The 21,187-nt window shown below is 66.8% G+C and carries 20 protein-coding genes; 5 read left to right on the forward strand and 15 right to left on the reverse strand.

All coding sequences use genetic code 11. The features are described from left to right. Positions 1-16 precede the first annotated feature (16 nt). The 5 genes from ACWGCN_RS12770 to ACWGCN_RS12790 are packed head-to-tail and all read right to left on the reverse strand — an operon-like array spanning position 17 to position 5,425. A complete protein-coding gene (locus ACWGCN_RS12770) occupies positions 17-862 on the reverse strand; it encodes a polyphosphate kinase 2 family protein (protein WP_378991080.1) in 846 nt (281 codons plus the stop codon). 15 nt (positions 863-877) lie between these two features. Then, complete coding sequence (locus tag ACWGCN_RS12775; RefSeq protein ID WP_378991081.1) at positions 878-2,335, reverse strand: alanine/glycine:cation symporter family protein; 1,458 nt, start codon at positions 2,333-2,335, stop codon at positions 878-880. A gap of 56 nt (positions 2,336-2,391) precedes the next feature. Further along, the gene (locus tag ACWGCN_RS12780; RefSeq protein WP_378991084.1) at positions 2,392-3,123 is read right to left on the reverse strand and encodes a ZIP family metal transporter; all 732 of its coding nucleotides are present in this window, start codon (positions 3,121-3,123) and stop codon (positions 2,392-2,394) included. 7 nt (positions 3,124-3,130) lie between these two features. Next, positions 3,131-4,321, reverse strand: coding sequence for an AI-2E family transporter (locus tag ACWGCN_RS12785; protein WP_452459346.1), 1,191 nt, complete (start codon positions 4,319-4,321; stop codon positions 3,131-3,133). 51 nt (positions 4,322-4,372) lie between these two features. Beyond that, positions 4,373-5,425: an NAD(P)-dependent alcohol dehydrogenase gene (locus tag ACWGCN_RS12790; RefSeq protein ID WP_378634019.1), complete on the reverse strand. Its 1,053-nt coding sequence runs from the start codon at positions 5,423-5,425 to the stop codon at positions 4,373-4,375. Positions 5,426-5,544: 119 nt separating this feature from the next. Between ACWGCN_RS12790 and ACWGCN_RS12795 the strand changes: the two genes are divergently transcribed. After that, on the forward strand, positions 5,545-6,615 hold the full coding sequence (locus tag ACWGCN_RS12795) for a S1C family serine protease (RefSeq protein WP_378991089.1): 1,071 nt from the start codon (positions 5,545-5,547) through the stop codon (positions 6,613-6,615). Positions 6,616-6,637: 22 nt separating this feature from the next. Here ACWGCN_RS12795 and ACWGCN_RS12800 read toward each other — a convergent pair whose 3' ends face one another. After that, positions 6,638-7,921 (reverse strand): phthiocerol/phthiodiolone dimycocerosyl transferase family protein, encoded by a 1,284-nt coding sequence (locus ACWGCN_RS12800; RefSeq protein ID WP_452459345.1) that lies wholly within the window; start codon positions 7,919-7,921, stop codon positions 6,638-6,640. Between the two features lie 97 nt (positions 7,922-8,018). Between ACWGCN_RS12800 and ACWGCN_RS12805 the strand changes: the two genes are divergently transcribed. Together ACWGCN_RS12805 and ACWGCN_RS12810 are read left to right on the forward strand one after the other, a co-directional pair. Further along, positions 8,019-8,558, forward strand: a complete 540-nt coding sequence (locus ACWGCN_RS12805; RefSeq protein ID WP_378991093.1) for a TetR/AcrR family transcriptional regulator — start codon at positions 8,019-8,021, stop codon at positions 8,556-8,558. A gap of 136 nt (positions 8,559-8,694) precedes the next feature. Further along, a complete protein-coding gene (locus ACWGCN_RS12810) occupies positions 8,695-10,029 on the forward strand; it encodes a DUF1254 domain-containing protein (protein WP_452459344.1) in 1,335 nt (444 codons plus the stop codon). A 38-nt stretch (positions 10,030-10,067) separates the two neighbouring features. Here the strand turns inward: ACWGCN_RS12810 and ACWGCN_RS12815 are convergent, their stop codons facing one another. The 7 genes from ACWGCN_RS12815 to aceA all read right to left on the reverse strand — a co-directional run bounded on the left by ACWGCN_RS12815 (position 10,068) and on the right by aceA (position 17,149). Next, a complete protein-coding gene (locus ACWGCN_RS12815) occupies positions 10,068-10,409 on the reverse strand; it encodes a hypothetical protein (RefSeq protein WP_452459343.1) in 342 nt (113 codons plus the stop codon). Between the two features lie 27 nt (positions 10,410-10,436). Then, a complete protein-coding gene (locus ACWGCN_RS12820) occupies positions 10,437-10,913 on the reverse strand; it encodes an excisionase family DNA-binding protein (RefSeq protein ID WP_452459342.1) in 477 nt (158 codons plus the stop codon). Positions 10,914-11,043: 130 nt separating this feature from the next. After that, the gene (locus tag ACWGCN_RS12825; RefSeq protein ID WP_452459341.1) at positions 11,044-11,619 is read right to left on the reverse strand and encodes a TetR/AcrR family transcriptional regulator; all 576 of its coding nucleotides are present in this window, start codon (positions 11,617-11,619) and stop codon (positions 11,044-11,046) included. Beyond that, a complete protein-coding gene (locus ACWGCN_RS12830; protein ID WP_452459340.1) occupies positions 11,619-12,038 on the reverse strand; it encodes a VOC family protein in 420 nt (139 codons plus the stop codon). Before ACWGCN_RS12830 ends, ACWGCN_RS12825 begins: the two co-directional genes overlap by 1 nt. A gap of 110 nt (positions 12,039-12,148) precedes the next feature. Beyond that, positions 12,149-14,473, reverse strand: a complete 2,325-nt coding sequence (metE, locus tag ACWGCN_RS12835; protein WP_378991100.1) for a 5-methyltetrahydropteroyltriglutamate--homocysteine S-methyltransferase — start codon at positions 14,471-14,473, stop codon at positions 12,149-12,151. 350 nt (positions 14,474-14,823) lie between these two features. After that, entirely contained in the window at positions 14,824-15,696 is an 873-nt protein-coding gene (locus ACWGCN_RS12840; RefSeq protein ID WP_358186489.1) for a 3-hydroxybutyryl-CoA dehydrogenase, read from the reverse strand. 163 nt (positions 15,697-15,859) lie between these two features. Continuing rightward, positions 15,860-17,149, reverse strand: a complete 1,290-nt coding sequence (gene aceA, locus ACWGCN_RS12845; protein ID WP_266293925.1) for an isocitrate lyase — start codon at positions 17,147-17,149, stop codon at positions 15,860-15,862. Between the two features lie 496 nt (positions 17,150-17,645). Here aceA and ACWGCN_RS12850 point away from each other — a divergent pair, with 496 nt between their 5' ends. Together ACWGCN_RS12850 and ACWGCN_RS12855 are read left to right on the forward strand one after the other, a co-directional pair. Further along, positions 17,646-18,788 (forward strand): alpha/beta hydrolase, encoded by a 1,143-nt coding sequence (locus ACWGCN_RS12850; protein ID WP_452460216.1) that lies wholly within the window; start codon positions 17,646-17,648, stop codon positions 18,786-18,788. Positions 18,789-18,865: 77 nt separating this feature from the next. Continuing rightward, positions 18,866-19,156 carry a hypothetical protein gene (locus tag ACWGCN_RS12855; protein ID WP_452460217.1) on the forward strand — a complete coding sequence of 97 codons (291 nt, stop codon included), beginning with the start codon at positions 18,866-18,868 and terminating at the stop codon, positions 19,154-19,156. A 46-nt stretch (positions 19,157-19,202) separates the two neighbouring features. On the opposite strand, the gene puuE is transcribed toward ACWGCN_RS12855, so the two are convergent. Beyond that, positions 19,203-20,150 carry an allantoinase PuuE gene (gene puuE, locus ACWGCN_RS12860; RefSeq protein ID WP_452460221.1) on the reverse strand — a complete coding sequence of 316 codons (948 nt, stop codon included), beginning with the start codon at positions 20,148-20,150 and terminating at the stop codon, positions 19,203-19,205. A 23-nt stretch (positions 20,151-20,173) separates the two neighbouring features. After that, entirely contained in the window at positions 20,174-21,148 is a 975-nt protein-coding gene (gene alc / locus ACWGCN_RS12865; RefSeq protein ID WP_452460218.1) for an allantoicase, read from the reverse strand. Positions 21,149-21,187: the final 39 nt, after the last annotated feature.

Here is a 21,187-nt window from a genome sequence, read left to right on the forward strand (position 1 = left end):
CGCGTCTTGCCCGTATTCAGGACTCGTCGAGTCGACGCAACTGCTCGGCGATATCGAAGTCGGCGGGCGGCCAGTCGAGTTCCATCTGCGCCAACGCGGCGATCAGCAATTCGGTGACCGCGAGGCGCGCGTACCACTTGTGGTCCGACGGCAGCACGTGCCAGGGCGCGTAATCGGTGTTGGTGCGGTCGAGAACGGCCTGGTACGCCTTCTGATATTCGGGCCAGTAGGCGCGTTCGGTGATGTCGGAGGGGTTGAACTTCCAGTATTTGTCCGGGCGTTCCAGCCGTTCACGCAGCCGGCTCTTCTGCTCGTCGAGGGAGACGAACATCGCGACCTTCACGATGGTGGTGCCCGCGTCGGCGATCTCCTTCTCGAACGCGTTGATCTGGTCGTAGCGCTGTTCCCACTCCGCCTGCGGCACGAGGTCGTGCACCCGCACCACCAGCACGTCCTCGTAGTGGGAGCGGTCGAAGACGCCGATCTGGCCGTGGGCGGGCAGCTTGTTGCGGATGCGCCACAGGAAATCGTGCTGCTTCTCCAGCTCGGTGGGCACGCCGAACGACGCGTGGTCGACGCCCTGCGGGTCGACCGACCCGATGACGTGGCGCACGATGCCGCCCTTACCCGCGGTGTCCATGCCCTGCAAGATCAGCAGCACGCTGCGCTGTCCACCGGTGCGACCGTGCGCGAACAGCTTCTCCTGCAAGACCGAGAGCACCGTCGCCCGTTCGGCGAGCAGTTCCTTGCCGAGGCGCTTGCCGCCGGTGAAGCCCGGCGTGCTCGAGGTGTCCAGATCAGCGACGCGCTGACCGTCGGCGCGCAGCGCGATATCGGCCGTTTCGGTCCACTGTTTCGCCATTTCCCATGCCTACCACTAATGGGCGGGTTTGCCGGGCAAGCTCGACGCAATCGTTGCCTGCCAGCACTGCACGCCCGCCGGGTCGGCGATGTCGGCACGGTGCACATACACGGGGTCCGCACCCGCACCGCGCTGAGCGCGATAGTCGGCGAGCAGACGGAACGCGACGACGCCGAGCGGGATGATCGCGGCCAGGTTGACCAGCGCCATCACGCCCATGAACACATCGGCCAGGTTCCAGATCAGGCTCACCGAGCCGAGCGCGCCGCCGAAAACCGCCACCAGCACCAGGATTCGGAACGCGGTGAGCACCTGGGGACGGGTGGTGATGAATTCGATATTGGCGCGACCGTAGTAGAAGTTGCCGATCATCGAGCTGAACGCGAGCAGGAACACCACCGCGGTGAGCACGTGCCCGGCCCAGGTGCCCAGCGACGCCTGCAGCGCGCTCTGGGTCAGGTCGGCGCTGCGCCGCTCGGACAGATCAGGGTCGCTGGTCAGGATGATGAACGCGGTGATCGAGCAGATCAGCAGGGTGTCGAAGTAGACGCCGAGCGACTGGACCAATCCCTGCTTCACCGGATGCGAGACATCGGCCGCCGCAGCGGCATTGGGCGAGGACCCGAGTCCGGCCTCGTTGGAGAACATGCCGCGCCGGATGCCCTGCGCGAGCGCGGTCCCGATTCCGCCGCCGACCACCTCACGCAGCCCGAACGCCCCGCCGACGATATCGGCGAGCACCCGCGGCAGGTCGGTGATGTTCAGCGCCACCACCGCGATGCCGAGCAGCAGATACACCACCGCCATCACCGGAACCAGCACCTCGGTGATGTGGCTGATCCGGCGCACCCCGCCGAAGATCACCACCCCGAGCAACGTGATCAGGCAGAGCCCGACCAGCGGCGCGAACCAGTCACCGTCCAGCGCCGACAGCGACGCCCGCCCGGTGGCCACGATGGTGTTGGACTGCACCGCGTTGAACACGAACCCGAAGGTCACGGTGATGATCACCGCGAAGGTCAGCCCCTGCCACCGACGGCGCAGCCCGTACTCCATGTAGTACGCCGGACCGCCGCGGAAGGTGCCCGGCTCGCTCTCCCGCCGCTTGTAGAGCTGGGCGAGCGTCGATTCCACGAACGCCGACGCGGCCCCGACTGTAGCCATCGCCCACATCCAGAACACCGCCCCCGGCCCACCGACACTGATCGCGGTCGCGACCCCTGCGATGTTGCCCGTGCCCACCCGAGCCGCCGCCGAAATACTGAACGCCCCGAAGGCCGACACCGCCTTCTTCCCATCCGCCGCCGTCGGCCCCTTCTCGGCCACCACCCGGAACATCTCCGGCAGCATCCGCAGCTGTACCACCCCACTGCGCACGGTGAAGTACACCCCCGCCGCCACGACCAGCGGAATCAGCAGCCAGTTCCAGAACACATCATTGACGTCGACGATCACCGAGTTCAGCGTGTCCATCCGCCGAACGCTACCGCCGCCACACCCCACGACCGATCAGGCCGCGCTCATGTTGCTCAGTGGCTGAAGGCGGCGACGGCGAACATGGCGCCTACGCCGAACAGGGTGCACAGCAGGGTCAGCCGGGAGGGGTGGCCCGCGTGGGCCTCGGGAAGGATGTCGGCGGTGGCGAGGTAGAGGAGGAAACCGGCGAAGTAGCCCATGTAGAGGCCGATCCAGTTCTCGGGGACGTGGATCAGGGTGCCCAGGACGGCGCCCACGACGGGCGCGATGGCGTCGAGGGCCAGTAGGGTGAGGGCGCGTTTGCGGGCGTTGCCGTAGACGGTGGGGATGGTGAAAGTGTTGAAACCGTCGGCGAAGTCGTGGCAGATGACGGCGATCGCCACGGACATACCGACCGCCGCGCCTGCCTGGTAGCCGAGGCCGATACCGAAACCGTCCAGGGTGCTGTGGAAGATCAAGCCGCCCGCCGCGAGCAGGCCGACCGACTCGAAACCGTGCTTGTGCGTACCGAATTCCTGCTCGTGGCCACGGTGGACGGCGACCGCGCGCTCGATCACGTGCAGGCTGAGGAAGCCGAGGACCGCGGCGATCAACACATACGGAATGCCCCGGAACATGCCGTCGGACTGTTCGAGCGCCTCGGGGATCAGGTCGAACGCGACCACACCGAACATCACCCCGGCGGCCAGCCCGAGGACCAGGTGCTTGCGGTCGCCGATCCGCATGGCGACGAAGCCGCCGAGCAGCGTCGACAACATCGACACCAGGGACAACAGGATCGCCATGAGCTGCCTATTCGTCGGTGGATGCGGCTTCGGTCTCGGCTTTCTTGCGCTTCTTCTTCTTGGCCGGTGGCGCGTCGGCCTCTTCGGTGACTTCGTAGCGCCGCACGTAGGCACCCGCGAAACCTTGCAGCGTGGCGGTGACGGGGATGGCGAGCAGGGCGCCGGTCGGACCGAGTAACGCGGCGCCCGCGATCACCGCCCCGAAGGCCACCGCCGGATGCATGTCCAGGGTGGTCGCGGTGATGCGCGGCTGCAGAACATAGTTCTCGAACTGCTGATAGGCGATGATGAACAGCAGAATCCACAGCGCCGTGATCGGGTCGTGCACCAACGCCACCAGTACCGGTAGCGCGCCGGCCATATAGGTGCCGACGGTCGGAATGAACTGGGAGACAACGCCGACCCACAATGCCAGGGCGAACGCCGACGGCACATCGAGCACCCGCAACGCGACGTAGTGCGCGATCGCCGAGCACAGGGCAAGCAGTGCGCGCGAATAGATGTAGCCCCCGGTCTTCTCGACCGCGATGTCCCAGGCCCGCAGCACATGCTTCTGCTGTTTCGGCGGCAGCAGCGAACACACCCAGGTGCGGAAACGCGGTCCGTCGGCGGCGAAGTAGAACGTGAACAGCAGCACGCCGAGCAGCTGGAACAGCGCGCCGATCGCGACAGTGCCGATGCCCCAGACATTTCCGGCCAGACCGACCAGGTACTTCTCGATCGTGGAACTCCACTCCGAGGCGTACTTGGTCAGATCGTCGCCCGAAATATCTTGATGGAAGGTCGAATTGACCCAGTCGACCAGATCCTGGACGTAGTCCGGGGCGTTGATCACCAGCATGGTCACCTGGTTGACCAGCAGCGCGCCCAGCGTCCACACAAACGCGACGATCACCACCAGCACCACCAGGAACACCGCGCCGGTGCCCGCCCCGCGCCGAACACCGCGCGCGGCAAGCCAATTCACCGCGGGTTCGATCGCGAACGCCAAAAAGATCGACACCAGCAGCACCGTGAGCAGGCCCTGCATCTTGCCTAGCACCCAGAACGCCGCGATCAACCCGGCGACCGCGAGCACGGCGTACAGCAGTGCCCGCGGCAGCCAGCGCGGCGGCGTACGCACCGACCAGAAGGCGGGCAGGGCGCTCACGTCGACGGACTGCGCGGCGGGTTCAGCGGATTCGTCCTGGGCAACCACGAATGTCACGGTACCCAGGACGTGCGCCGACAGCCTGTCGGCGCGCTCGCCTCACACGGTGGCTGTGTCGATCACGAACCGGTACTGCACATCGCTGGCGACCACGCGGTCGTACGCGGAGTCGATCTCGTCGGCGGAGATCAGTTCGATCTCCGCGCCGATGCCGTGCGAGGCACAGAAATTCAGCATCTCCTGGGTCTGCGCGACGCCACCGATCATCGAACCGGCCAGCGAACGGCGGAAACCGGCGAGGTTGCGTCCGGTGACACTCATCGGGTGCTCCGGCAGGCCGAGGATGACGAGCGTGCCGTCGAGGGCGAGCAGGCGCAGGTAGCTGTCGATGGGCAGGTCGGCCGACACCGTGTTGATGATCAGGTCGAACTGGCCGCGCAGCTGACGGAAGGTTTCCTTGTCGCTGGTGGCGTAGTAGTGGTGAGCGCCCATACGCAGGCCGTCGTCACGCTTGCGCAGCGACTGGCTGAGCACCGTCACCTCCGCGCCCAGCGCCGCGGCGATCTTCACGCCGACGTGCCCGAGCCCGCCCATCCCGATGATCGCGACCTTCTTACCCGGTCCCGCGTTCCAGTGCTTCAGCGGTGAGAACAGCGTGATGCCCGCGCACAGCAGCGGCGCGGCGACATCGAGGCCGATGCCCTCGGGAATCGAGACGACGAAGCTCTCGTCGACCACGATCTGAGTGGAGTAGCCGCCCATCGTGTAGCCGCCGGGCTGCGCGGACTCGGGCACCCTCGAGTTGTAGGTCCAGGTGGGGCCGTTGGTGCAGTACTGCTCCTCACCCGCCAGGCACGGCACGCACTTGCCGCACGAGTTCACCAGGCAGCCGACGCCGACCCGATCGCCCACCTGGTACTTGTGCACCGACGAGCCGACGGCGGCGACGATGCCCGCGATCTCGTGACCGGGCACGCACGGATACTGCGCGCCACCCCACTCGTCACGCGCGGTGTGGATATCGGAATGGCAGATACCGGCGTATTTGATATCGATCAGCACATCGTCGGGACCGACTTCGCGGCGTTCGATCGTGACCTTCTCGAAGGCCCCGTCGGGAGAGGGCTTGGCGTAGGCGGCAGCGGTGCTCATGGCTACATGCCTACAGCCGCATGCGTGTCTTTGCCAACCCACCGCGTCCGTATCGAGACCAGCGGACGCCGAAAACGGGTCACAATGGACTGGTCGGCTCGCGAGAGAGGACATGTGCTGTGAAGCGTGTCGGACGAGTGCTGGTGACGATGATGGCGGCGCTGCTCGGGGTGTGCGCGTTCCTCGGGTATCGCGGGGAGATCGCCGTGGTCGAGCCGGAGTTCGTGGCGCAGGCACAGGCGCCCGTGCTGGTGCCGCTGGACCCCGCGCTGGTCGCCGGGCAGGTGGGATCGGCGTTGGTCAATATCGATGTCGACGCGGCCGGTTTGGGGATCGGAGCGGCCGGGTCGGGGATCGTGCTCACCCCCGACGGGCAGATCCTCACCAGCCATCACGTGATCAAAGGCGCCGAGGCGCTGACCGTCACCGATATCGCCAACGGTCTCGTCTACGAGGCCACCGTCCTGGGCTACGACTCCGGCGCCGATATCGCGCTGCTGTCGCTGGGCGGGGCCACGGACCTGCCGACCGCGCGCCTCGGCACCTCGGCTGATCTGCGGATCAGCCAGGACGTGCTGGCGATCGGTGATGCGGGTGGCGACGGCGGCGAGCCGACGGCGGTCGCCGGTCCGATCACCGATCTGGACGCCACAATCGTCGCCATGAACTCCGCCGACCTCACTCGCAAGGCATTGAACGGGATGGTGGAGGTCGCCGCACCGGTGATGGGCGGGCAGTCCGGCGGGGCGCTGGCCGACGCGTCCGGTGCGGTGGTCGGGGTGATCACGGCGGCGTCGGGCGAGGATTCCCGAGCCAAGGGCAAACCCGCCAACGGCTACGCGGTCCCCATCGACACCGCCCTGCGGATCGTGGCGCAGATCCGTTCGGGCACGCCCACCGACACCGTCCACATCGGCCCGACCGCCACCCTCGGCGTGCAGGTGATCGATGCCAGACCGGCAGGTGCCCAGGTGAGCTGGGCCTTCTACGGCCAACCCGCTCGCGAAGCCGGGATCAACATCGGCGACGTGATCACCGCGGTCGACGGCACCTCGATCACCACCGCCAAGGCACTGAGCGCGGCCATCAACACCCGCAAGCCCGCTGACTCCATCCGGCTCGAGGTGACCTCCCCCCACGGCACCACCCGAATCGTCGACGTAGTCCTGGCCTACGGAACACCCAACTGACCCGTGGCCGCTGAGAACGACGTCACTCGAGCGTGTGCAGCAGTTCGATGAGGGTGAGGCGGAGCTTTTCCATCTGGGGGCGGCTGTAGAGGGTGGTGTCGTATTCGAGTTGGAGGGTGAGGCGGCCCCCGATGGTGAAGGCGGTGAGTTTCGGGGGCATGGCGGGACCCATGGCGTAGATGTCGTCGCGGACGAACGCGATGTGGCCGGGGATCGTATGGGGTCGGACGCGGCCGATGTTGGAGAGCGCGAAGGTCGGCGGCGCGGTGAGGAGGGCGGCGGTGACGTCGTCGTTCACGAGCTGGGTGGCGAGCGGGAAGAGCGCGGGTTCGCGACGGTCCAGGCCGGCGCGCAGCCCGGTGTCGACCGAACGAGCGAGTTCGAGCTGAGTGGTCTCGCCGGTCGCCAAGACCAGCGTGCCGCCGCCCGAGGCGTAGTTGACGATCGTGTCGACGGGCACCGGCGGGTCGAATTCCGCGCGGACGTCGGCCGCGTAGCCACAGAACAGCGGCACGCTACCCGATTCGGGCAACCGGGTTCTGACGGCCGCCAGCACCGCACCGGTGAGCACGCTGTTCACCGAAAGACCGTGGGAGCGCGCCGCTGCCACCAGTTCGGCGGTCTCCTCGGCGGTCAGTTCGATGCGCTGCATCGCGAATCGGCCGAGCCGGTCGGTGTCGGTGCCGTCGCGGGGCAGTGTTCGAGGCGCGTCCTCGGGGTTCATCGTCGCCGCGCCCGCCCTGACCTCGGCCAACCACGCTTCAGCCGCCGCGACCGAAACCACGTCGGCCAAGCGGGTATCCATGGCCTCGGGCATCGACTGATCCGAATCCACTTCCGGCACAGCCTTATCCGTCACGTGCGCCGTGTAGTGCCGCCACAGCTGTCCGAGCAGCGCGAATCCTGATCTGCCATCGGAGATTCCGTGATGGACGACCAACACGATCTGTTGACGCAGGCCCGCACGCAGCAGGTATGCACGGAACAGCCCGTCGCTCCAGTCCCGCGGGCCGTTGACCAGCGCCAGATATTCGGCCTCCCCACCTTCGACAAGGTCCAGCCGAGGCCGGAACGCGTCGTCGCGGACGAAATAGCCCACACCGTCCTCGGTCACCACCCGGCTGCGCAGCAGCGGATGCGCCGCGGCGAGCTCGTCGAGCACCGTGCGCAGGATCGCGGGGTCCAGCTCGCCGTGCACGGTGGTGCCGAGGAACAGCGGCATCCCGCCGGTCGGGACGCTGCCGATGGTCGTGCCGGTGCCGAAGTAGCTGGATTCGAACGGGGAGATACGTCGCCGAGAGGTCATGGTCGAGAACATACATCTGTTTCATACACTTGTCACTGACGTTTGTTTGAAACTGATGTCACAAACAGATGTATGCGCGACTTGCTATCGTGCGCGAGTGGGAACGCGCGAAGATCTCCTGGAAGCCGCCAAGCAATGCCTGGCCGAACGCGGCTATGCCCGCACCACCGTGCGCGACATCGTCGCCGCCTCCGGCACCAACCTCGCGGCCATCAACTACCACTTCGGCACCCGCGACAAGCTGCTCCAACAGGCGATGCTGGAATCCAGCGCGACCGCGGTGACGCAGATCCTCGACGCGCTACCCGCCGACGACCCGACCGATCCCACCGCCCGCCTCGAAGCGTTCTGGCACAGCCTGATCACCTCGTTCGTCGAGAACGCGCCACTGTGGCACGCCAACGCCGAAAGCCTGAACCAGGCACTGCACTCCCCCGAACTGCGCGCCGAACTCGCCGACGCGCAGGGACGAGCCCGCCGCGGCCTGACCGATGCCTTCGGCGACGGCGACAGCAATGTCGGCGCGATCCTGCAGACGATGATCGGCGGCCTGCTCCTGCAATGGCTGATCGACCCGGACAACGCCCCCTCCGCGGCCGAGCTCACGGCGGGTGCCCGCGCCATGATCCGCGCCTGACGCCCTCCACCACCGAACCGGCACGCGACGATCTCACCCGGTCCGGGCGATGTGCGCCGGTCGCGCATCAGCGGATGCTGGTGTCGCGCGGTCCGACGACGGTCGCGCGACGTGGACGCCAGGACGAGGAGCGCACATGCCGGATCAGAACGTCCCCGCATTGACCGCACAGGCCTATCTGTACGGATTCCCCCTGGTCTTCAACCTCGATTCGATCGAGCGATTGCTCCGCGAGGGCATCGGCGACATCCCCGCGACGCCGTTCAACGACTTCTCCCATGCCCGCACCCTCGCCGGCGCCTCGGCGACCTTCGTCTCGGTCAACAACGACACCGTGTATTCGATCGCCCTGATCGACCTTTCAGTCGGTCCGATAACCTTCCACGTGCCCGATGCGGGCGATCGGTACTACGTCATGCAGTTCATCGACGCCTGGACCGACAACTTCGCCTACGTCGGCACCCGGGCCACCGGAAACCGCGCGGGTGACTACCTCCTCGTACCACCGGGATGGACCGGTACCGCCCCTGACGACACGACGGTCATCCATTTCCCCACCGTTGTCGGCGTGATCGCCGGTCGATGGGCCTGCGCCGGCGCGGACGACCTCCCCGCCGTGCACGCCCTGCAGGACGCGCTGACCTTGACACCCGCCGACCACGGCGCACAGCCGACGGGACTTCCGTCACCGGATCCGACGGTCGCCCCGGACCTGATGTTCCTCGAGAAGGTCCGTGTCTGGTCGCAGGCCTTTCCTCCCGCGAAGCGCGATCTCGCGCTCCAGGAATCGTTCGCGCCGATCGGCCTGACGACAGCGGGCGCCTCGCCCTACCCGTCCCTCGACCCTGATCGAGCATCCGCGCTGCGCGCCGGATTGGGTGAGGGCCAGGAAGAACTGAGCAACGCGACGAAGGGCGGGGCAGGCGCCGGGGAGAACGGCTGGCAGTCGACACTGCACCTCTTCGACTACAACATCGACTTCTTCGAGGTCGGCACGCTCGACGACGAGAACTTCAAGATCACCGACCCCGAACAGCGCATCATCGCGCGCGCCGTAGCCGCCAAGGCCGGACTCTGGGGCAACCACGCCTACGAGGCCGCCTACGCGATGATCTACACCGACAGCACCGGCGGGCAGTTGACCGGCGCGAACACCTACACCCTGCGCCTGGACCCCACCCCGCCGGTGAGCGCCTTCTGGTCGGTCACCATGTACTCGACCCCGGACTTCTACCTCTGCGCCAACCCGATCGACCGCTACTCGATCGGCGACCGCACCCCCGGCCTCGTCTACGACGACAACGGCGCCCTCACGATCACCATCAGCCACGCCGAGCCCACCGACCCCAAGGCCCGCGCCAACTGGCTCCCCGCCCCGGAAGGCGACTTCCGCCCCTGCCTGCGCATGTACGAGCCCCAGCCACCGGTCCTCGACCAGACCTACGTCCTCCCCCCGATCACCAGAACCTGACCCCAGGCACAGCCCGACCTCATCGAAGGGTTCGAGTATCAGTCAAGGTGGCGACGAACCTCAGCAGCGAAGCCCGGCAAGCCGGAACGATCGAGCACATCGAGCAAGCCCTGAAGGTGTTTCGGTGGGCGTTTGTGCTCAGCAACCTGCCTGTCGAGCAGCCGGATTACGACGCCGGGTGCCAGATCCAGAACATCGAGCAGAAACGCGTCCGGATGTAGCAGTTCCGGGAAACCCTCGCCGATGGGTCTGACTTCGAAATCCTTGAGATTGAACGTCAACAGCACGTCCGCGTTGCCTTGCAGCGCCGCCGCGAGCACATGCCGATCTTTGGGATGATTCTCCATGCGGTCGACCAGCGGCTGATACCCATCGACCATCGAGTCGGGAAAGGAAGACCCGCTGCATCAGTCGTGTCGCTTCAACGGCTCCACGGGGGCGTCGTCATAGAGATCTAGATCTTCCGAGATTCGGGTCAGTTCCGACAGGCCTACGGCACGCTCAGCTCGTCGCAGCTCGCGAAAATTCAGTACATCCGCAAGGCGGACACGACGATGTCGGCCTGGTCGGGTGAACGGAATGCTGCCGGCATCCAGCAACTTGACGAAGGTGGGTCTGCTCATACCCAGCAACTCTGCGGCTTCTTGCGTTGTCAGCGTGGTGTGCAGCGGTGCAACTGTTACCGCCTTCCCTTCGGACAAGGCGAGCGCGACCAGACGAAGCCCCTCGAAAACCTCAGCAGGCAGTGCCACCACCTCCCCCGCCGCGGAACGCAGGATCGTCGCTTCATCAACGCCGACTGTCGCGTCCAAGAACCTCCGGACCTCGACAAGCTGATCCAGATGTTCCGGCAAAAGCGTGCGTTCATTCAACGTTGCGGTCATCGCGCCTCCTAGGGACCGCCACAATTATGGCATGTTTTCGAATAATTCGAAAACCGCCCGATCAGCGCCATGATCCGGCGCTGCTGACCGTGGCCGACCGCTGTATCAGCGCGCCCTCGACCTAGCGCCCTCAGCCATCGAGCGGGCGCACCAGGCGCAGGACGGCGTTCACCGAGGCATCGACGAGTGCGTCGTCCAACGGCAGATGACCGAAGAGTGCGCGGAAGTAGATCGTCGCCGCGACCGTGTCGAGGACGAAGTCGAGATCTATGTCCGGATCGACCTCGCCGCGCTTCATCGCCGAGCGCAGGGCGTTCGCGGTGGTTTCCCTGCGTGGCTCGAAGACCGTGGACAGGAAGTGCGCGCGCAGTTCAGGGTCGTTCGTCAGGTCTGCCACCAGCGCGGGCAGCACCCGATCGAGCGGGGTGTCGCGCAGCGCGGCGACGAGGCCGCGCAGGGCCGCGGTGAGATCTGCGCGCAGATCGCCGGTGTCGTCCGTCGGCCGGACACCGAGCAGATCGGCGACCACCGCGACGACCAGATGCCGCTTGGACGGCCAGCGCCGGTAGATCGCCGGGCGATGGATGCCCGACCTGGTCGCCACCGCACCGATCGACAGTTCGGCGTAGCCGTTGTCGTCGAGCAGCTGCCGGGTGGCGGCCAGCACCGCGACATCGATCCGGTCCTCGCGCGCGCGTCCGGACATCAGAAGACCGGTCGTGGCACGAGCATGACGATCCACCCATCCGGATCGGGAAATGCCATACCGCCGTTGGCCGCCCAGTACGGATTCTCCGCGGGCACCGGCTCGACCCCGAACTCACCGAGCCGCTCCACCACGTCGAACATCGGCGCCGCACCGTCGAAATAGAGCACCAGCAGGTTCTCCGCGCTGGGCGCCGCACCCGGGCTGCCGTCGACATGGCTGGTGAACTCGAGGTGGTAATCGGCGCCGGGCAAACCGACCATTACCCCGTCGTATCCGGCATGGTTCTCGAACCGGTACAGCTCGCGCAGCCCGAGCCCGTCGACATAGAAGCGCACCACCTCGTCGAGCCGATCCGTCGGGCGCGCGATCCGAACCTGCGCTACACGTAAGGAATCCGGCCAGGTCATCACTGTCATACCACAACGGTACAGTACGTACCGTAATAAAACCCGGTGCCGGGAGTAGGGGCCATCCGGCAACAAAAAGGGCGCACCGAAACCCGGTGCGCCCTTTTTGCTTTGTTCGCTTACTCCTCGGTCGCGGCAGCCTCCTGCGCGGCCAACGCGCGGCGGCGGACCCGGCGAGCCGCGGCCACCATGTTGCGCAACGACGGCTCCAACTGCCAGTAATGGCGGGTCTTGAGGCCGCCGTCGGGGTTGGCCCACAACCGTTGCGGGGTCACGGCATTCGCGGCCTGGGTGAGCAGCTCGTCGAACTCGTCGATATCGGGGATTCGGGCCGAGCGGCTCTCGTACACGCCGGGGCCGACGCCGTGGGTGAGGCCGTGGCCCGAGGACAGGTCCTCGGTGAGCGCCTCGATGACCCATTCGATCGAGCGGGTCGCCACGATGGCGGTGACGTCGGCGTCGAGCTGATCGATCGCGTCGACCACCTCGGTGCGGCCGGAATAGCCGATGTGGGTGTGGATCTGGGTGTCGGAACGCACGCCGGAGGTGGCCAGCTTGAACGCGCCGACCGCCCAGCGCAGGTACTCCTCACGGCCGTGCGGGCGCGCGGGGAGCAGCTCACGGATGGCGGGTTCGTCGACCTGGATGATCGCGATCCCGGCCTTCTCCAGGTCGACCACTTCGTCGCGGATGGCGAGCGCCACCTGGTCGGCCGTCTCGTAGAGCGGCTGATCCTGGCGGACGAACGAACGCGCCAGCATCGTGACCGGCCCGGTGACCATGCCCTTCACCGGCTTGTCGGTCAGCGACTGCGCGTAGGTGGTCCACTCCACCGACATCGGTGCGGGCCGTGCCACATCGCCGTAGACGATCGGCGGTCGCACACAGCGCGAGCCGTACACCTGCACCCAGCCGAAGCGGGTGGTGGCGAAACCGTCGAGCTGCTCGGCGAAGAACTGGATCATGTCGTTGCGTTCGTGCTCACCGTGCACGAACACGTCGAGGCCGATGTCTTCCTGGAGCCGGATCGTGGCCTCGATCTCGGCCTCGACCTGCTTGCGGTAGTCGTCGTCGGACAGCCGACCCGAGGCCACCTCGTGGCGGGCCTGGCGCAGCTTGCCGCTCTGCGGGAACGAACCGAGCGTGGTGGCGGGCACCAACGGCAGGTTCAACCGCTCCTGCTGCGCGGCCGCGCGCTCGTCATAGGGCGCGCGTTCGCGCATCTCGGGCGTCACGGCGTACACCCGCTGGCGCACCGCGTGCTTCTGCTTGAAGTGCACCTCGGTCGGCCGCTTGCGCCAGTTCTCCGACGGGCCCTCGGTGAGTGCCTTGGCGAGTGAGACGACCTCGCCCACCTTCTGTTTCGCGAAGGCGAGCCGGTCGGCGACGTTGCCCTCGATGTCGTACTCGGCGAGCACGTCGTAGGGCACGTGCAGCAGCGTGGTGCCGGTCGACACCACCAGATCCGGGCACACCTCGGCGATCGCGTTGAGGTAGCTCAGCGTGACGAAACGGTCGGCCCGCCACACGTTCTGACCACTGATGACACCCGCGTAGATCCGCTTGCGCCGGATCCCCGGGATCGCCGCCAGTTCCTCCGGCTGCATCCGGTAGGAGGCCAGATCGAGTCCGATGGCCTCGACATTGCTCGCGGCCAGAATCCGCAGCGCCTCGCCGAAGTCGCCGTACTGCCCGGTGACCAGGATGCGCGGACGCAGCGGCGCCTTCGCCAGCTGGTTGTAGGCCTTTTCGAACGCGGCGAGCTCGGCGGGAGTGCGCTCGCCGGTGAAGCAGGGCTCGTCGAGCTGCACGCAGGTCGACCCGCGCTTGGCGAGGATCTCGAACAGCTCTTCGTAGAACGGCAGCAGCTGATCGAGCAGGCTCAACGTGTCGAACTCGGCCTCGCCCGGCACATGCCCGGCCTTCGACAGCAGCAGCAACGACACCGGGCCGAGGACCACCGGACGCAGCTCGATCCCGCGGGCGGCAGCCCGGTCCCACTCGTCGAGCAGGGCCTGCGGATGCAGCGAGAACGTGGTGTCGGCGTCGAGTTCGGGCTGGCGGTAGTGGTAGTTGGTGCCGAAGAAACGCACCAGCTCGAGCGGCGGGGTGTCCGGGTTGCCGCGCGCCATCAGGAAGTAGAAGTCGAGCGGGTCGAGCCCGGCCTCGAACTCCTTGAAACGCGAGGGCACAGCGCCGAACAGCAGCGCGTTGTCGAGGATGTGATCGTAGAAGGAGAAGGTGTTGCCCGGCACCTGCGTGAGTCCGGTCGCGGCCAGTTCGTTGAACTGACGCTCCTGGATATCGCGTCCTACCGTGAGCAGTTCCTCGCGTTCGAGCGATCCGCGCCAATACGACTCGAGCGCACGCTTGAGCTCTCGGTGCGGACCGATCCTCGGGTATCCGAGAACGCTCGACCCGAATCCATCGGTGACGTTGACCATGACCGCCGATACTCCCTTTCGATCACACGCTGCGCTCGAGACATAGCACCGGGCAAGCAAGCACGTCCGGCAACAGCAGCTTAAGCCGCAAGAACGCCCCCGCGCCGCGCCCCCCGCAAACCCCGAGCACCTGAGCGCCTTTTGTAAGTCTCTCTAGGGGCCCGCCCTGATCTGGACTGACCGAAGGGTGCGACGAAGGAGTACCCGTAGGGAGGGAAGATCAGGGGCCCGAAGGGCCCCGCTCGAGCGCGCCAGCGCTCCAATGAACACAGCCACCAAACGACCCCGAGCGGGTAAACCTGATGCGTCCCTACCGAACAGCCCGAATCCGGGCTGTTCGGACGAGTCCCCTATTTGCCGTACTGGTAGAACCCGGCTCCGGTCTTCTTACCGAGCAGCCCGGCTTCGACCATGCGCATCAGCAGCGGCGGAGCCGAGTAGAGCGGCTCCTTGAACTCCGAGTACATCGAGTCCGCGATGGACTTCACGGTGTCGAGGCCGACGAGGTCGGTCAGCGCCAGCGGGCCCATCGGGTGGGCACAACCGAGCACCATCGCCTTGTCGACGTCGTCCTTGGTAGCGAAGCCCGACTCGACCATCCGGATGGCCGAGAGCAGGTACGGCACCAGCAGCGCGTTGACGACGAAACCGGAGCGGTCCGCCGAGCGCACGATCTGCTTGCCCAGGATCTCGGCGGCGAACTGCTCGGCGCGCTTGGCGACCGGCTCGCTGGTCTTGAGCGTGGTGACCAGCTCGACCAGCGGCAGCACCGGCACCGGGTTGAAGAAGTGCAGACCGACCACGCGCTCGGGGTTGGCGGTGGCGACGGCGATCTTCATGATCGGGATCGAGGAGGTGTTGGAGGCGAGCACCGCGTCGGGGTCGGTGACGACCTTGTCCAGCTCGCTGAAGATGGCCGTCTTGACCTCTTCGTTCTCGACAACGGCCTCGACCACCAGCTGACGGTCGGCGAAGTCGCTGAGATCGGAGGTGAAGCGCAGCCGCCAGGCGGCCTGCTCCCGCTCGCGCTCGGTGATCTTGCCGCTGCTCACGCCACGGTCCAGCGAACGCAGGATCCGTGCGCGGCCCGCAGCGGCGAGTTCACGCGTGGTCTCGTAGACGAGGACGTCGACGTGCGCGCGTGCGCACACCTCCGCGATGCCCGCGCCCATCTGTCCGGCGCCGATGATGCCAACGCGCTGAATCTTCTCGCTGCTGCTCACGTCCCGCTCCTGCTGTGTGTCTGGCTGTGGGGTGGCTGGGGAGGTCATAGCGACCAAAGTATAGGGATGCCCTCCCTCACCGAGGGCTGATCGGCGAGGGAGGGCGTACACCCCTACCGGAGTAGAGGAAAGGCGTTGCCGGTCAAAGCAACTCCGAGGGGGATCAGTGGAACTGACCCTCTTCGGTGGAGCCCTTCAGGGCGGCGGTCGACGTGTTGGGGTCGACGGTGGTGGCGATGGTGTCGAAGTAGCCGGCACCGACCTCACGCTGGTGCTTGATGGCGGTGAAGCCACGCTCGGCAGCAGCCTTGAACTCGCGCTCCTGCAGGTCGACGAACGCGGTCATGCCCTCGCGGGCGTAGCCGTGCGCCAGGTCGAACATGCCGTAGTTGAGCGAGTGGAAGCCGGCCAGGGTGATGAACTGGAACTTGAAGCCCATCGCGCCGAGCTCACGCTGGAACTTCGCGATGGTCGCGTCGTCCAGGTGCTGCTTCCAGTTGAACGAAGGCGAGCAGTTGTAGGCCAGCAGCTGGTCCGGGAACTCGCTGCGAACCGACTCGGCGAACTTGCGCGCGACCTCGAGATCCGGGATACCGGTCTCCATCCAGATGAGGTCGGCGTAGGGGGCGTAGGCCTTGGCACGCGCGATGCAGGGCTCGATGCCGTTCTTCACACCGAAGAAGCCCTCGGCGGTACGGGTGCCGTCCAGGAACTCACGGTCGCGCTCGTCCACATCGGAGGTGATGAGGGTGGCGGCCTCGGCGTCGGTGCGGGCGATGATCACCGACGGCACGTCGGCGACGTCGGCGGCCAGACGCGCGGAGGTCAGGGTGCGGATGTGCTGCTGGGTGGGGATCAGCACCTTGCCACCGAGGTGGCCGCACTTCTTCTCCGAAGCCAGCTGGTCTTCCCAGTGGACACCGGCGGCACCGGCCACGATCATGGCCTTCTGCAGCTCGTAGGCGTTCAGGGCGCCACCGAAGCCGGCCTCGGCGTCGGCCACGATCGGGGCCAGCCAGTTCTTGACCGACTCGTCGCCCTCGACCTTGGAGATCTCGTCGGCGCGCGACAGGGCGTTGTTGATGCGACGCACAACCGCGGGAACCGAGTTCGCCGGGTACAGCGACTGGTCCGGGTAGGTGTGGCCGGACAGGTTGGCGTCACCGGCGACCTGCCAACCGGACAGGTAGATGGCCTTCAGGCCGGCGCGAACCTGCTGCACGGCCTGGTTGCCGGTGAGGGCGCCCAGCGAGTTGATGTAGTCCTCGTTGTTCACGAGGTCCCACAGGATCTCCGAACCGCGACGGGCGAGGGTGTGCTCCTCGACGACGTTGCCCTGCAGCTTGGAAACCTGCTCGGCGGAGTAGGTGCGGGTCAGGCCCTTCCAACGCGGGTTGGTGTCCCAATCCTGCTGGATTTCCGCTGCGGTCTTCGGGGTGCCGGGGAGAGACATCTCTTGACTCCACTTCCTCGTGTGGTCGGTGCTCCACGCAGTCGGCGTGCGAATCAACCGGTGGCTGAACGCTTTCGGTTGCACATCTCGTACTGCTGGAGCAATTTGCAGGCTTGCTAGGACTTACTAGGGCCCAAGGGGTGTACTTCCAAACAATGGCACACCCAGAAATAGCCGTCTACCTGTTGGTTGTGTGAATCTCAGCTAGTTTTGCCGACGTGTTTGCTAACTTTGCGAAATTAGCGGGCTGATTGCAAGGACTCCGCCTACCAGTGAGTAGCGCTGACCTGGAGTTTTAGCATAACGCTCGTACTGTTAGCGATCATCAGGTGGGCACGCGCCGACACTCCCGAGCCTGGCAGTCTGTGAGTCGTTTCACACACCACGCCGGACACGAATGATGTGCGTGTCGTCACTCGATTCGGTCACGACGCGGGTATCGATCCCATCGCCCCCGGAAGTGGACACTCATCCGCCGAGGCGAAAGAGTGGGCCCATGAGGATTCCGAGGATCGCGGCGGCAACGCTGACCGTGTTGGCGGCGGCGCTGAGCCTGGCGCCGGTGGCGAGCGCGCAACCGGCCGAGGCGGCAGGCACCGTCGTCGGCGTCGAGTCACTGTCCCCCGCGGCCACCCTGCCCGGATCGGCCCGCGCCGAGCGCCTGCTCTACCGCTCGACCACCGCGGGCGACCAGCCGACCACCACCAGCGCGGCCGTGTACTTCCCCGCGGGCGAAGCCCCGCAGGGCGGCTGGCCGGTGATCGCGTGGGCACACGGCACCGTGGGACTCGGCGACGACTGCGCCTACAGCGTGGCCGGGCCCGCCGCGGTCGAGCGGGACCGGGCCTACCTCGGCACCTGGTTGAAGCAGGGCTACGCGATCGTGGCCGCCGACTACGCGGGCCTGGGCGGACCCGGCGAACATCCCTATCTGAACGGCATCGCCGAAGCGCACAACGTGGTCGACGGGGTCAAGGCCGCGACCGAGCAGTACGCGTCCCTGTCGAACAAGTGGGCGGTGGTCGGCCAGTCCCAGGGCGCCGGCGCCGCGGTGTTCACCGCTCGCTACGCCACCGAATTCGGCGGCACCGGCCTGGACTACCGCGGCGCGGTCGGCACCGGCGTGCCCGCCTATATCGAGGACGTCATCGGGCTCATCGGCCCCGGCGTGCCCCCGATCGCCCTGAGCTCGCATCTCACCGCGTACGTCCTCTACATCCTCAGCGGTCTGCGCACCACCTACCCCGACCTGGATATCGACGGCCTACTCACCGACACCGGACGGACCTGGCTCGCCCGCGCCCAAACCGGCTGCATCGGCCCACTGGGCGACGAGCTGGCCGCCGCGAAGCCCTCGGTCGGCAGCATGTTCGCCCGCCCGCTGTCGTCGATCCCCGACGTCCACGGCCTGCTCGCGCGCTACATGGGCCTGCCCGAATCCGGCTTCGACCGCCCACTCTTCCTGGGCCAGGGCCTGCGGGACACCGACGTGGTCACCCCTGAAACTCTCCGCTACGCCGCGGTCCTCCAGGCCAACGGCCAGCCCGTCACCTTCCGCACCTACCCCACCGACCACGACGGCACCGTGAACGCCTCCCTGGTCGATTCCCTCCCCTTCGTCAGCGCGTTGTTCGACTGACGAAGGGCACGACAACGGCCCCGCGCTACGCCGAGTAGCTTGGGGCCGTTGCGGTTTCGATACGTAGAGTCGCCGGAGTGAGAATTATTCGATCCGCCGCCCTGGCCGCTTTCGTGCTGCTGCTCGCACCGGCTTTCGCGCACGCCGACCCGCCGCCGCCGATCTTCACCCCGGAAGAGCAGTGCGAGACCACGCGCACCCTGGTCGACAACGTCCGCGCCGCGAAACCGGATGCGACGCCGGAGGAGATCGCGGACACGTTCGTCGAGTACATGGACTCCATGGGCGCCTACAACCGCGTTCCGCAGGCCAAGGAATCCGATCGCCAGATCACGCTGAGCAATATCGAACGCTGCGGTCTGGCCTAGACACCGAGCCGACGTCGGCCCCCTTGCACGGGGTCGACGTTCGGCGTCAGTTGCCCAGGAGCGGGACGCCCGCCGGATGCACCTTGCGCCAGTGCTCGGCGATTTCGATGCGGCGGGTTATCCACACCCGGTCGTGGGATTGGACGTGGTCGAGGAAGCGTTCCAGGGCGGCGGTGCGGGCGGGACGGCCCGCGATACGGCAGTGCAGGCCCACGGAGAGCATCTTCGGGGTGTCCTCGGCCCCTTCGCGGTAGAGGACGTCGAAGGCGTCGCGCAGGTGGGCGTAGAACTCCTCGCCGTTGGCGAAGCCCGCCGGGGAGGCGAAGCGCATGTCGTTGGTGTCGAGGGTGTACGGAACCACCAGGTGGCTCTGGCCGCGCACCTCGGTCCAGTAGGGCAGGTCGTCGGCGTAGGAGTCGGAGTCGTAGACGAAACCGCCGTGTTCGACGACCAATTCGCGGGTGTTCGGGGAGTCGCGGCCGGTGTACCAGCCGAGCGGGGCGGAGCCGGTGAGCTCGGTGAGGATGCGGATCGCCTCGGCCATGTCGGCGCGCTCGATATCGCGATCGATCAGCTGATAGGACTTCCATTGCAAGCCGTGGCAGGCGATTTCGTGACCCAGTTCGGAAAAGGCCGCCACCGCTTCGGGATTGCGCTGCATGGCTCGCGCCACCGCGAAGACGGTGAGCGGCAGGTCGCGCCGTTCGAAGGCGCGCAGCACCCGCCACAACCCGGCGCGCGAACCGTATTCGTAGAGCGATTCCATGCTCATGTGCCGGTTCGGGAAGGCATCGGCGGGCGTCATCTCGGAGAGGAAGGTCTCCGAATGCGGCGAACCGTCGAGGACGTTGTTCTCCCCGCCCTCTTCATAATTCAGCACGAACTGCACGGCGATCTGCGCATCGTCGGGCCATTGCGGGTCGGGCGGATTCGGCCCGTACCCGACGAAATCGCGAACATCGCGCCCACCCGTCGCCCGGCCACCACCGCCCATGGAATCGCTGCGCGATACTGCGCTCATCCGAGCTCCCCGTAGAGGCGCAGCCGCGCGAGGCCGCCGTCGGGATAGATGTCGAGGCGTACCTCCACGACGGAGGCGGCTGCGGGCCGTAGCACGAACCGGTGGCGGGTATCGGGCAGCAGGTCGGTGTGCGGCAAGAGCTCGACTTCGGTTCCGTCACTGGTGAATCCGGTGAGCGAGGCCGCGCCGGGGCTGTTGCCGAGGAAGCAGGAGGTGTCGATCTCGGCCAGCCGGATCGCCCCCGGTCCCGCGAGCTGGATTCGCACCCAGTCGTTTCCGTCGTCGCGGCGGCGTGCCGTCTCCCAGCCGTCGCCCATTTCCCTGGCCAGGCCGGGGTAGAGCAGCTGGTTGGGCGAGCTGTAGAACCGGTTGGAGCAGTCGAGCACGACGGCGCCGTTCTCCAGCGCGGCGAGATCGAGTGGGCCGAGGCCGAGCAGCGCGGGATCGGGGCGGCCTTCGCCGTGCACGCGCAGGCGGGCGACGCCGCCGTCCGGATGCATGGTGAGTTTCACATGGGTCCAGCGGTTCTCGCTGTCGATGGCGAACGGATTGCGGCTGTCACCACCGACCTTCACGCGGTCGAGCAGGGTCACCCAGTCGGTGCGGGCCGCGATCTGCTCGGCAGGCGGGTAGCCCTCGACAGCCAGCGCCGACAGCGATATCTCGGGCGGGAAGTTGCCCTTGAACCAGGCGGTGTCGACCACGACGCCACGGATCACGCCGGGCACGCCGAGGCGCACGACGGCCGAATCGTCGCCGGGCTTGCCGCGGTGCCTGCGGGTCTCCCAGCCGTCGTAGACCTGGCCCTTGTGGCCGAACGTCGCCGGCTGGTACTCCGACGGACCCGGGCTGACCAGGTTCTCCTTCTCCGCGAAGAATTCGTCGTTCGCCCAGATCACGGAACCGCCGAGGGTGCGGACGGCCAGATCAGGGAGCAGGGTGAAATCGTCGCTGCCGGTGAATCGGCTCACGGGTGCCTCCTGGGGTCGGGTGCCATATTACTGGTATAC

The organism is Nocardia sp. NPDC055050 (assembly GCF_053608345.1).

What these genes read in the sequence shown, in the direction of transcription:
- ACWGCN_RS12830 (WP_452459340.1), bottom strand. Translation starts at nt 12,038, where the DNA reads ATGACAGTGATGACCTGGCCGGATTCCTTACGTGTAGCGCAGGTTCGG.
- metE (WP_378991100.1), bottom strand. Translation starts at nt 14,473, where the DNA reads ATGGTCAACGTCACCGATGGATTCGGGTCGAGCGTTCTCGGATACCCG.
- ACWGCN_RS12820 (WP_452459342.1), bottom strand. Translation starts at nt 10,913, where the DNA reads ATGACCGCAACGTTGAATGAACGCACGCTTTTGCCGGAACATCTGGAT.
- ACWGCN_RS12810 (WP_452459344.1), top strand. Translation starts at nt 8,695, where the DNA reads ATGCCGGATCAGAACGTCCCCGCATTGACCGCACAGGCCTATCTGTAC.
- ACWGCN_RS12825 (WP_452459341.1), bottom strand. Translation starts at nt 11,619, where the DNA reads ATGTCCGGACGCGCGCGCGAGGACCGGATCGATGTCGCGGTGCTGGCC.
- ACWGCN_RS12790 (WP_378634019.1), bottom strand. Translation starts at nt 5,425, where the DNA reads ATGAGCACCGCTGCCGCCTACGCCAAGCCCTCTCCCGACGGGGCCTTC.
- ACWGCN_RS12780 (WP_378991084.1), bottom strand. Translation starts at nt 3,123, where the DNA reads ATGGCGATCCTGTTGTCCCTGGTGTCGATGTTGTCGACGCTGCTCGGC.
- ACWGCN_RS12770 (WP_378991080.1), bottom strand. Translation starts at nt 862, where the DNA reads ATGGCGAAACAGTGGACCGAAACGGCCGATATCGCGCTGCGCGCCGAC.
- ACWGCN_RS12800 (WP_452459345.1), bottom strand. Translation starts at nt 7,921, where the DNA reads ATGACCTCTCGGCGACGTATCTCCCCGTTCGAATCCAGCTACTTCGGC.
- ACWGCN_RS12775 (WP_378991081.1), bottom strand. Translation starts at nt 2,335, where the DNA reads ATGGACACGCTGAACTCGGTGATCGTCGACGTCAATGATGTGTTCTGG.
- aceA (WP_266293925.1), bottom strand. Translation starts at nt 17,149, where the DNA reads ATGTCTCTCCCCGGCACCCCGAAGACCGCAGCGGAAATCCAGCAGGAT.
- ACWGCN_RS12815 (WP_452459343.1), bottom strand. Translation starts at nt 10,409, where the DNA reads ATGGTCGATGGGTATCAGCCGCTGGTCGACCGCATGGAGAATCATCCC.
- ACWGCN_RS12850 (WP_452460216.1), top strand. Translation starts at nt 17,646, where the DNA reads ATGAGGATTCCGAGGATCGCGGCGGCAACGCTGACCGTGTTGGCGGCG.
- puuE (WP_452460221.1), bottom strand. Translation starts at nt 20,150, where the DNA reads ATGGGCGGTGGTGGCCGGGCGACGGGTGGGCGCGATGTTCGCGATTTC.